This window comes from Nocardiopsis chromatogenes YIM 90109, from assembly GCF_000341185.1.
Lineage (GTDB): Bacteria > Actinomycetota > Actinomycetes > Streptosporangiales > Streptosporangiaceae > Nocardiopsis_A > Nocardiopsis_A chromatogenes.
Genome location: NZ_ANBH01000088.1, coordinates 1 through 11,040, shown reverse-complemented (window position 1 = coordinate 11,040; position 11,040 = coordinate 1). Strand labels below are relative to the sequence as shown.

Genomic DNA, 11,040 nt, shown 5'->3' with positions numbered 1-11,040 from the left:
GCCCGGTCCATCTCCGCCTGCGCGGAGCCGACGTGCCGGTGTCGGTCAGCAGCACGCTGTAGTACGGTCCATCTCCGCCTGCGCGGAGCCGACACTTTCCGACCTGGGCCAATGCTGGACGTTATCGAAAAGCGACCAAATCCGCATCCACCGCGGTCCATATCCGTCCGCAATTGCAGTTCCCTGACTGCCCACTATTCGGAGCGGTCGGTCTGCGAACACGGCTGCGCTCCTGAGAGCTGCTACCGCAGCACTCAGGAGCCGCCGGGAGTCATGCGCCGATCATGGGCGAGACGAAGCCGAGGCGTCAGCCCTCGCCTTGCATGTCCTCGTCCTCCTGCATCCCCTCGTCGCCCATGTCCTCGTCCTGCATGTCGCCCTCTTCGCCCTCCATGTCCTCGTCCATGGAGCCGCCGCTCTCCTCGCCGTCCTCCATCTCTTCGCCTTCCATGCCCTCGTCCTCCATGGAGTCGCCTTCCTCCATGTCCTCGGACATCTCGTCGCCGTCCTGCGACTCCTCCTGGCCGGAGGTCTCCGCTCCATCGCCCGAGTTGTCACAGGCGGCGGCACCGGAAAGCAGGACCACCGACGCGATCCCACCGGCGGCGACCAGGCGGCGCAGGAGGCTCAGGGGACGTTCGCTCATCGTTCTCTCCTTCATCGGTATTCCGAAGTCGATCGGTCTGATCGCTCCATCGCACGGCGCCCCGGACCCCGGGGCGCCCGGTCTCGCGCGGGCCGAACCGTCCGGCCCCGCCGACCCGGCTAGCCCACCGAGACCGTGATCGTGTGGTGTCCGGTCGCGCCGTCGGGCGCCGGGGGCGCCTCGTCGGCGGTCTGCACCTCGCCGTCCCGGCCCACCGCGCGCACGCTCACCGTGTGCTCGCCGGGTTCGGCGTCCTCCCAGTCGAAGACCCACTGGCGCCAGGTGTCCTCGGTCGCCTCCTCGGCCAGGCGCGCGTCGCGCCACTCGCCGCCGTCGATGCGCACCTGCACCCCGTCGACGCCGACGTGCTGCGCCCAGGCCACCCCGGCGACGGTCACCCCCGCACCGCCCCCGCCGACGGACGCGCCGTCGCGCGGGGTGTCGATGCGCGACTGGAGCTTGATCGGTGCCTTGGCGGCCCACCCGCGCGGCACCCAGTAGGCGTCGAACGCGTCGAACGTGGTCAGCTCGATCTCGGTGAGCCACTTGCACGCCGACACGTATCCGTAGAGGCCGGGCACCACCATCCGCACCGGGAAACCGTGCTCGGGCGGCAACGGCCGACCGTTCATGCCCAGGGCGAGCATGGCATCGCGCCCGTCCATCACCGTCTCGACCGGGGTGCCGATGGTCATGCCGTCGTCGGACCGGGACACGAGCTGGTCGGCCGGTCCGCCCTCGGAGGGCGGCCGCACCCCGGCCTCGCGCAGAAGCTCGGCCAGCGGCACCCCGATCCAGCGCGCGTTGCCGATGTAGCCGCCGCCGACCTGGTTGGACACGCACGCCAGGGTGACGTCGCGCTCGACGATGTCGTCGCGCTCCAACAACTGCGCGAAGGTGTACTCGCGCTCCTGCACCCCGGCGCCGTGCACCCGCAGGCGCCAGGAGGTGGCGTCGATGCGGGGGACCGACAGGGCCGTGTCGATCCGGTAGAACTCCCCGGGCGGCGTGAAGAAGGACTCCACGCCCTCGATCTCCAGGTCGGCCCCGTCGGGGACGGGCGGCGCCGGGGAGGCGGGCTTCGGCAGCGCGAAGTCCCTGCTCTGCGCCGCGCCGCCCGCGCTCGTCCTGCTGTAGAGCCCGGCCCCCGTGCCGACCGCCGCCGACGCGGCGGCGGCCGCGCCCGCGATGAGGACGAAGCGCCGACGGTCGAAGCCCTGCCGGTCCGGAGTCTCCGAGGGCTCAGGGGCGCCCGAGGTGGCCTCGGCCTCGTCGGCGCCGTCGGCACGGTCTCCGACGGCCGCCCCGCCGGGCCCGCCCGACTCGCTCAGCCCGCCGGACTCACCGGTCTCGTCGGCCCGCACTCCCGAGTCCGGCTCGGCTCCGGCACCGGCGGCGGCGTTCGTCAGCAGCACCAGCGCCACGTAGGCCACCGCCCCGCCGACGAGTGCGGGCAGGATGTCCAGGGGCCCGGCGTCGGGCCGGGTCCCGGCCGCCGCCGCGCCCACCAGCGCCAGCACCCCGGCCCCCGTGCCCGCCACCCACCGGCGGCCGCGCGCCGCGATGCCCAGCGCCGCCGCGAACACGGCCAGCACGACACCGATGCCCACCAGCAGCACGACCTTGTCGGCGGTGCCGAAGGCCGCCACCGCGAACTCCTTCAACGGCCGCGGGGCCAGGTCGATCGTCGCGGCCCCGACCGCCTGCACGGGCGAGGCCACGGGCCCGAAGGGCACCGCGGCCGCCTCCGCCGCCGCCAGCCCCGCGCCACCGGCCACCAGGCCGCACACCGCCGCCGCCCACCGGGGCGTCTGCTTCATCAGTTCCGACACACCCCTCCTTCGGAGCGGGTGCGCGGGGGGCGACCGCCCCGTCCGAAGTTCTCCCGGAATTTTTCCCGGACCCGGTCGGCACGGTTGTCCCCAGGTCCGGCATCGCCTCCCCGTCCCCGGCTCCGAATGGAAGGATGACGGAACCGAAGACGTGAGGGACGGGAGAGGTCGGGTGGACGAAGCGCTGCCGTCGCGGGCATCGGACCGCACGGGCGCCGACGACGGGCTCGGCGGGCTGCTGGCCAGAGCCTCGCTGGGCGACATGGAGGCGTTCGAGGGGGTGTACCGGCAGCTGGCCGGTCCCGTGTTCGGGACCGCGGCCCGGGTGCTGCTCGACCACGCCCAGGCCGAGGAGGTCGCGCAGGAGGTGTTCGTGGAGGTGTGGCGCCAGGCCGCGCGGTACGACGCGTCGGCCGGGGGCGTGCGGTCGTGGGTGCTCACCATCGCCCACCGGCGGGCGGTGGACCGGGTCCGCTCCGAGCAGGCCTCGGCGGACCGGACGGCGCGCGTGGGCCGGGCCGAGCCGCGGCAGACACCCGCCGACGAGGTGCCCGACGCGGTGGAGCACCGCTTGGAGCGCGAGCGGGTCCGGCGGTGCCTGGGGCGGCTGACCGGGCTGCAGCGCGAGGCGGTGCGGCTGACCTACTACGCCGGTTACACCCAGAACCAGGCGGCCGTCGCCCTGAAGGTCCCGCTGACGACGGTCAAGGGGAGGCTCCGGGACGGGTTGATCCGGTTGCGCGACTGCTTGGGGGTGGAGGCGTGAGCCCGCGGGGGTACGACGTGCACGGCCTGACGGCGGCGTACGCGCTGGACGCGCTGGAGGAGGCCGATCGGGCCGAGGTCGAGGCGCACCTGGCGGAGTGCGAGGACTGCCGCCGCGACCTCCGGGACTTCCGGGAGACGGCGGCGCGGCTGGGGGCCGCGGAGGCGGCCGGGCCGCCGGAGGGCCTGTGGGAGAAGGTGGAGGCGGAGGCCGCGCGCACCCGCCAGCTCCCGCCGAAGGCCGCCGCGAGCGGGTCCGACTCCGGGGCCGGGGCCGGGACCGGGACCGGTGGCGGCGGCACGGGGGACGCCGACGGTGGCGCCTCCGATGGCGGCGGCCGCCCGTCCGGCCGGGACGGCGACGGCTCCGGTGCGACCGTGGTCCCGCTCCGGTCCCGGGTGATTCGGCGCCTGCCGTGGGCCGTGGCGGCCGCTGCGGTCACGGTCGCCGTCGTGCTGGGCGCGGTCTCGGTCGACCAGGCGCGGCGGATGGGCGAGCTGCAGGAGCACACGGCGGAGGTGGAGGCGCTGCTGGCGGCACCGGACACCGAGAAGATGGACCGCCCCGTCTCCGAGAGCGAGGCCAACGCCACCGTGTTCGCGTCGGGGGACCACGACACGATGATGATCATGGTCAAGGGGCTGCCGCCCGCCCCCGACGGCAAGGCCTACCAGCTGTGGTACGTCGACGAGGACGGCATGCGCTCGGCCGGGATGCTGGAGGAGGACGGCCAGGGCATGCTGACCGGCATGGTCAAGGGGATGTCCGGCGCGACCCAGCTCGGCATCACCATGGAGCCGGACACGGGCATGCCGGAGCCCAGCAAGGAGCCGATGAAGGTCGACGTGTGAGCGACGGGGGCGCCCGTCGGCCCCGGACATGCGTCGGCGAGGGCGGCTCCACGGCCGCCCTCGCCGACGGTGCCCGCCGCGGGCCGGAGGCGTGCGCGGGCGCGCATGCACCGGTGGGGCGCGGCGCCGTCACCTCTGGCCGCTGAACGCCTTCTTCACCGCCATCGCCCCCAGGACCACCAGGCCGACGATGAGCACCCACTTGAACAGGCCGAGCAGCATCCCGAAGAGCCAGCTCGCCGCGAAGAAGGCCAAGAAGATCACGAGCGCGATAAGAAAGATCCGTCCCATGCCTTCACGGTATGCGCCGGGACGGCGGCTGGTAACCCGCCCAAGGGACCGATGGGGGAACGTTCAGGGTCACCCCTGAGGGCTGCTTCCGGACGGCGTCCGCGCCCTTGCGCGGCCCCGAAGGCGGCATTCCCACCGGGGGCGAAGCGCCCTCTCGCGGCCGGTTCCGGCCCTGGCGCGTGCCGGGGATTCCCGTGGTGCGGGCCACATCGGCGACGCTAGGGTCATCGGATGAGTTCAGTCGACCTTGAGCGCTTCCACACCCTCGGAGCACCCGCGCTGTCCCCCGACGGCCGCACGGCCGTTGTGGCCACCAGCCGCCCCCGCCTCGACACCGACTCCTACCGGAGCGAGCTGTGGGCCGTCCCCACCGACGGCTCGGCCCCCGAGCGGCGGCTCACCCGCGGCGGGCGCGACAGCGCCCCCGCCTTCTCCCCCGACGGGCGCCTCATCGCGTTCCTGCGCACCGCGGACGGCGGGCGCCCGCAGCTGCACCTCATGCCCGCCGACGGCGGGGAGCCCTGGCGGCTCACCGACCTCCCTCAGGGCGCCGGCGCACCGGTCTGGAGCCCCGACTCGCAGCGGCTCGCGTTCATCTCCCGGGTCCCCGACGAGGGGCGCTACGAGGGCGACCCCGCCAAGGAGGCGCCGCGCCGCATCACCGGCTTCGATTACCGCTTCGACGGCGACGGGTTCATCTTCGACCGGCCCGCCCACGTGTTCACCGTCGGGGCCGCCGAACCCGGTGACGACGGCTCCCTGCCCGAAGCGGTGCAGGTGACCGACGGCCGGTTCGACCACGGCGGCCTGGACTGGAGCCCGCGCGGCGATCTGCTGTGCTTCGTGGCCGCGCGGCACGACGACCGCGACCGGGTGCTCGCCGAGGACGTGTGGGTGTGCGCCCCCGACGGCTCCGGCCTGCGCAAGCTGACCCGTACCAGTGAGGGCGTCCGCCACGCCCGCTTCTCAGCGGACGGGGCGACCGTGGTCTACGCGGGCTCCGACGCCGGTCCGGACAAGCGCAGGTGCACCACCGAGAACACCGGCGTGTGGGCGGTCCCGGTCGACGGATGGGCGGACCCGGTGCGCCTCACGGACGTGGAGCGCTTCACCATGGGGCGCGCCACCGAGATCACCGCCGTCGAGGACGGCGCCCTGTTCTGCAGCGAGAACCGCGGCGCCGTGGACCTGCTCCTCGTGCCCTACGGCGGGGGCGAGCCCCGCGTGCTCACGGACGGCCCCCGCCAGGCGGGCACCGCGGCGCGCGCGGGCGGCGTGACCGTCGTGCCGGTCGGCGACGGGGCGAGCCCGGGTGAGCTGGTGGCCCTCGACACGGAGGGGGAGCGCAGGCTCACGTCGTTCGCGACGGCGCGCGAGTGGATCCCGATGGAGGAGGTCGACGGCACGGCTCCGGACGGGTACCCGGTGCACGGCTGGCTGCTGCGGCCGGACGGGCCCGGCCCGCACCCCGTGCTGCTGATGATCCACGGGGGGCCGTTCAGCCAGTACGGGTGGCGGGTCTTCGACGAGGCGCAGGTGTACGCCGAGTCGGGGTACGCGGTCGTCATGGGCAATCCGCGCGGGTCCTCCGGATACGGCGAGGCGCACGGCAGGGCGGTCCGCGGTGACGTGGGCCGGGTCAGCGCCGCCGACCTGCTGGCCCTGCTCGATGAGGCGCTCAAGCGCGACGGGCTGGACCCCGAGCGGGTGGGGGTGCTGGGCGGCTCGCACGGCGGGTACATGGCCACCTGGCTGGCGGCCGAGCACGGCGACCGGTTCCGCGCGGCGATCAGCGAGCGGGCGGTCAACGCGATCGACAGCCACTACGGCAGCAGCGACATCGGGTGGGAGTTCGCCGAGCAGCTGTACGGGGACCCGTCGACGTGGGCCGACCAGAGCCCTCTGGAGCGGGCGCACAAGATCGGCATCCCGATGCTGATCATCCACTCGGAGGAGGACTGGCGGTGCCCGGTCGAGCAGGCCCAGCGCCTGTTCGTGGCCCTGCGGTCGCGCCGGGCGGAGGTGGAGATGCTGCTGTTCCCGGGCGAGGGCCACGAAATGTCGAGAAGCGGACTGCCCAGCCACCGGGTGGCGAGGTTCGAGGCGATCCTGGACTGGTGGAAACGCCACCTGTGAAGGGCGGAGGTCGGTAGCGCGTCCGTAGCCGATGTTGGCCCGGTGCGGGGCCGCCAACGTCCAATGGGGGATGCCGGGCGGTTGCGCGCCCGCCTGCGCGTCTCACCGAGGCGCTCCGAGTGGACACGAAAATCGGGCATTCTGCCTCTATAGACGGTTCTGGTTTCGCGGTCTCCATCGCCCGGAGGTGTCGACGGACGTCGCGGGGTGCGCTTCCCGGCCCCGAACCGCACCTAACGCGGAGTATTCACCCAGGTCACAGTCCTGCCGGGGGTCGTGGTGCGGGCCCGGCGGCCGCCACGGATGCGGAAGACCGCGAACCCCGGTGCCGCGCCGCCCGTCCGGACCGCGATGAGGCCGCCGTACGGCCGACGGGGCCGGGCAACCGCCCTAGACGTTGCCGCTGATCGACCTTCCGCACACCTGGTGGCCGTCAGCGCTGTGGGAAGCTGAGCGGCCCTTTGCCGTCGTCGCCTCCCAGCTCGCACCGCGGCGGTCTGCAGCCCGGCCGGGACCCGTGAGCGGGGGGCCGCCTGTGGCGTCGCCGCCTTTGGCGTCGCCGCCTTTGGCCTTGCACCGCGCTGACCCGCCGCCCGGCCGGGGTCGGTGAGTGGGCACCTGTTGTTCCTGTCGCCGCCGGTTACGGTGGCCACGTACACGCCTGCCGTCCGACGGCGCTCCAGGTTGGGCCGCTGCCCTCTTCGGTGGCCGACGGCGCTGCCGGTTGGGCCGCTGCCTACTTGTCGTTGCTGCGCTCCCGCTTCGCGCTCCGGTGGCCCGCTGGACGGTCGGTAGGGTCGGGGAACCGCCCGGTTCACGGTGCCGTCGCTGTTCGCAGCGCCCCCGCACGCCCGCGGCCCGACAGCGCTGCGGGATAAGGAGCGGGCCTTCGTCGCCACCGCCCTCCCGGCTCGCACCCCGGTGGCCCGTTGCCCGGCCGGGGCGCGTGAGCAGGGCATCTGCTGGGCCATCGCTGCCCTCTTCGGTGACCGCCCGCACGCCCGGCGGCCGACGGCGCTCCCCGAAGGGCCGCTGACCTGTATCAGGGCCCCACCTCCGACCGGGAGGCACGTCAGGCTGCGTCGGGCCGACGACAGCGCTCAGCCGCCGCCCGTGTGCCCGCCCCGTTGGACCCTCGCGACCAGGTCATCGGTCAGTGTCCCGAAGCCGGTCGCCGACCACACGCTCTCCTCGGCGGGGACGTCGTAGTACGGCACGGTCCGGCCCTCGTGCTCCACCAGCAGAGGGTCGGGCCGCATCCGGGTGCGCACCGACTTCGCACACGCCTTGCACAGGGGCACGCGCACGGTCCGGTCGCTCCCCAGCTCGCGCCAGTCGGTGTCGGCGGTCGACGTGCCGTGCAGCGGGTTGGCGTAGCAGTGGCGCCGTTCGCGCCCCCGGCCGCCGCTCCCCGCGCGCGCCAAGGCGTCCTCGGCCTTGTCCAACAGGACGAGGACCCCCGCCAGGTCGGCGAGCCCCGCATCGCCCTCGGGCGCCGAGTCCAGCACCGAACGGGCCGCCGCGTGCGCGTCCAGGGCCGTCGCCATCGCCGCGGCCGCGGCCTCCCCCGCCCCGGCCTCCTGGGCGCTGATCCGCTCGCCGACCTCGATGAGCTCGCGCTCGGCGCGCTCCTGGAGGACGTCGCGGCGGGCCTGGTCCACATTGTCGAAGGCGGTATGCCGCGGAGGCTCGGGCAGGCGCCGGGGGCGGTACCACAGATAGGCGCCGCCGACCGCGGCCAGGAGCAGCACCGCCGCCCCGGCCGCCCACGGCCACACTCCGGGGGCGTTCCCGGGCGCCGACTCCGCTGTCCCGGCAGAGCCGTCCTCGGTGTCCCCGGAGGACCCCGGGCCCGAGTCGGCACCCTCAGCGTCCTCGGCAGCCTCAGCGGCCTCCTTCTGCTCGGTGTACGCGGCCTCGGGGTCGTCCGCCAGGGCGAACTCCACGGCCTTCTCCGCCTGCTCGGCCATGGGCGCCGAGAAGTCGGTCGCGTAGGACGTCGCCAGCGCGCTGTGGAACGCGCGGCTCTCCTCGCTCTCCGCGGCCCCCGGCGGCGGATAGTCGACGCCGTCGGGCGCGCCGCCGTCGATGATGAGGAAGTGCCCCGGCTCCCCCATGCGGTCGTGCACAGCGGCGGCCAAGGCCTCTGAGTCGCCGCCCCACTGGTCCCCCTCCACGAGCGGCACCACGACGACCCACAGCGGCACCCCGCTGTCCTCGATGTCCGCCTCCATCCCGCTGCGGACCTCCTGCGGGATCGCGCTCTCGTATGAGGGGTCCACGTAGACGGGAGACTCCTCCAGCGCGGCGGCGATGGTCTGGGCCGGGCTNGCGGGGCCCGCCCCCTCCCCGCCGGTACCGGCGGCAGCGGCAGCGGCAGCGCCGGCACCGGCGGTGGACACCGCTCCCAGCGCGACCACGCAGGCGGCGAGCGAGGCGAGCGGGGCGGCCCCGGTCTCAACGCGCACGGGCTTCCTCCTCCAGGGGCTCGTCGGGGATGTGTTGGGCGCCGTACTCACGGCGGACCCAGACGCGGTCCAGGGTCAGGTGCGAGACGCGTCCCCCGCCCGGGCCGACGCGCACCCGCAGGGGGAACCGGCGGGAGTCCTTCCGGTCCAGGCAGTCGCGGCACATGGCGAGCGTCTCCTTGCCGCCCTTGGCCTTCCGGCCGGTCTTCCTGTCGGCCTTCTTCCCGGCGCTCTTCCCGGCGCCGGACTCGCCCCCGGGCTTGCGCCCGAGCTCGGTGCGGCCGTGCCCGGCCGACGGCCCGTGGAGGGGGTTGACCATGCACACGGGCCGTTTCGCCGCGTCCGCGGTGTCCGGGTCGAGTCTGCCTGCGGCACGCCGGGCCAGGACGACGGCGCCGACCAGGTCCAGCTCGTCGGCGCGCTCGTCGCGCAGCGCCCGCAGCGCAATGTCGGCCTCGCGCGTGGCCTCGGCGATCTCGGGGCCGTCCGAGGCGGGCGCTTCCAGGGCCCGGAGCGCGCGCCGGACCTCGCGGTCGGCCATGGGCCGAAGGCGCCTGCCGGGCCCCGCGGCCCGCATCCGCACCCACCACAGCGTCCCGCGCCCCAGGAGGGCGACGGTGAAGTACAGCAGGACCCCGACGATGGGCCCGATCACCAGCAGGCCGGGGAAGAAGCCCTCGGCGACGAAGGCGGCGGCGCGCGAGGGCGGGGCGTCGTCGCCGTACTCGTCCTTGTACTGCAGGGCCTCGACGGCGGAGGGGATGGTCTCGCCTGCCTGCGGGTCGGGGGCCGCGCTCTCCGCCACCTCCAGCGCCGGCTCGAGCCGGTCGGCGACGACCACGTTGTCGGGGAGATCGGCGTAGGCGAGGTCCCTCAGTTCGGACTGCGCCTCGTAGGGCAGGTCGACCCCGCGCGTGGCGAACTCCAGGCCGCCCGTGCCCAGGTCGGTAACGACGTAGAGGCCGTCCTCGCCGACCGTCTCGGCCAGGGCGTGCACGAGTACGTCCGGGTCTCCCTCGGACTCGTCGGAGGGGACGGACATGACGCCCGCCATGTACACGGGCACGGGCGCGTCGTCCGCCCGTTCCCGCAGGCCCTCAAGGTCCCCGCGCTCACCGGACCAGATCGGGTCGACGGGGATGCGCCCGTCCGCCATCCCCTCGGCGACCCGGTCCACACGCTCGGTGGCGGCGACGTACGGGGGCTCGGACAGGGCCTCTTCAGGGCTCACCTCCGCCCGGGCCGAGCCGCCTCCCTCCTGGGCGCCCGCGCTCCGCTCCTGCGCACCGGGTCCCTCGGTGGAGTCCTCCGGGTTCCAGGCGGCGTATCCCACCGCCGCCCCGAGCACGAGCACCGCCCCCGCCGCGCAGGCGAGGCCGGGCCCCCAGAGCGGCATCCGCAGCCCGTTGTGCCTCAGGTGGCCGGTGACGCCCGCCGCCACAAGGGCCCCGGCGACGGTCGCGGCCAGGAACCCCAGGTTGCCCAGGCCGGTCTCGTCGTCGGGCCGCATGTCGTCCAGGAACTCCGCGAAGGCCGAGTCGTCGTAGGAGTCGTCGTCGCCGGAGTCGGAGGCGCCGCCCTCACCGCCCGAGTCCGCGAAGTCCTCCATCGCCTCGTCGGCCTTGCGTTCGACCTCGGGGTCGAGCAGCGCGTCCACGAAGAGCTCGCTCACCCGGGCCGGTGAGGTGTCGTAATCCACCTCCTCGTCGCCGAGCAGGAGCGTCCGGGCGTCACGGAGGGGCAGGCGCACGCCGGGGGTGGCCGCCGTCGCCCGGATGCCCCCCTCGGTCACGGCGACGTACAGCCCCTCCTCCCCGACGCGGTCCCGGAGCGCGGCGACGAGGTCGTCGCCGTCGGCGCTCGCGACCGTCTGCGGCAGGACCAGGACGTAGAAGGGGGTGTCGGTCCGGGAGAACTCCGCGCGCACCTGCTCGGCGAGCGCGTCGGTGTCGTAGGCGCCCGCGAGCAGGTCGCTGACGACGACCGCCTCCCCCGCGGGCTCCTGGGCCAACCGCTCGGCCAGGTACGCGGCCGGGCTGGGCGGGTCGGC

At 74.6% G+C, this 11,040-nt stretch carries 7 protein-coding genes; 3 read left to right on the top strand and 4 right to left on the bottom strand.

Features of this window, described 5'->3' with window-relative positions; genetic code table 11:
- Positions 1-307: 307 nt before the first annotated feature.
- On the bottom strand, positions 308-646 hold the full coding sequence (locus tag D476_RS0108920) for a hypothetical protein (RefSeq protein ID WP_017623600.1): 339 nt from the start codon (positions 644-646) through the stop codon (positions 308-310).
- Between the two features lie 119 nt (positions 647-765).
- A complete protein-coding gene (locus D476_RS0108915; RefSeq protein ID WP_040725739.1) occupies positions 766-2,466 on the bottom strand; it encodes a molybdopterin-dependent oxidoreductase in 1,701 nt (566 codons plus the stop codon).
- A 184-nt stretch (positions 2,467-2,650) separates the two neighbouring features.
- On the opposite strand from D476_RS0108915, the gene sigK reads away from it, so the two are divergent.
- On the top strand, positions 2,651-3,244 hold the full coding sequence (sigK, locus tag D476_RS0108910) for an ECF RNA polymerase sigma factor SigK (protein ID WP_017623598.1): 594 nt from the start codon (positions 2,651-2,653) through the stop codon (positions 3,242-3,244).
- Positions 3,241-4,095 (top strand): anti-sigma factor, encoded by an 855-nt coding sequence (locus D476_RS0108905; RefSeq protein ID WP_017623597.1) that lies wholly within the window; start codon positions 3,241-3,243, stop codon positions 4,093-4,095. The genes sigK and D476_RS0108905 overlap by 4 nt, the downstream gene beginning before the upstream one ends.
- A gap of 129 nt (positions 4,096-4,224) precedes the next feature.
- Here the strand turns inward: D476_RS0108905 and D476_RS38220 are convergent, their stop codons facing one another.
- Positions 4,225-4,386 carry a hypothetical protein gene (locus D476_RS38220; protein ID WP_017623596.1) on the bottom strand — a complete coding sequence of 54 codons (162 nt, stop codon included), beginning with the start codon at positions 4,384-4,386 and terminating at the stop codon, positions 4,225-4,227.
- Positions 4,387-4,617: 231 nt separating this feature from the next.
- Here D476_RS38220 and D476_RS0108895 point away from each other — a divergent pair, with 231 nt between their 5' ends.
- Entirely contained in the window at positions 4,618-6,522 is a 1,905-nt protein-coding gene (locus tag D476_RS0108895) for a S9 family peptidase (protein ID WP_026123361.1), read from the top strand.
- Between the two features lie 2,457 nt (positions 6,523-8,979).
- Here D476_RS0108895 and D476_RS37885 read toward each other — a convergent pair.
- Positions 8,980-11,040: hypothetical protein (locus D476_RS37885; protein ID WP_017623593.1), on the bottom strand; the 2,061-nt coding region annotated here is incomplete at its 5' end.

Coding starts and splice junctions, on each gene's coding strand:
- D476_RS0108920 (WP_017623600.1), bottom strand. CDS start 646: ATGAGCGAACGTCCCCTGAGCCTCCTGCGCCGCCTGGTCGCCGCCGGT.
- D476_RS0108915 (WP_040725739.1), bottom strand. CDS start 2,466: ATGAAGCAGACGCCCCGGTGGGCGGCGGCGGTGTGCGGCCTGGTGGCC.
- D476_RS38220 (WP_017623596.1), bottom strand. CDS start 4,386: ATGGGACGGATCTTTCTTATCGCGCTCGTGATCTTCTTGGCCTTCTTC.
- D476_RS0108895 (WP_026123361.1), top strand. CDS start 4,618: ATGAGTTCAGTCGACCTTGAGCGCTTCCACACCCTCGGAGCACCCGCG.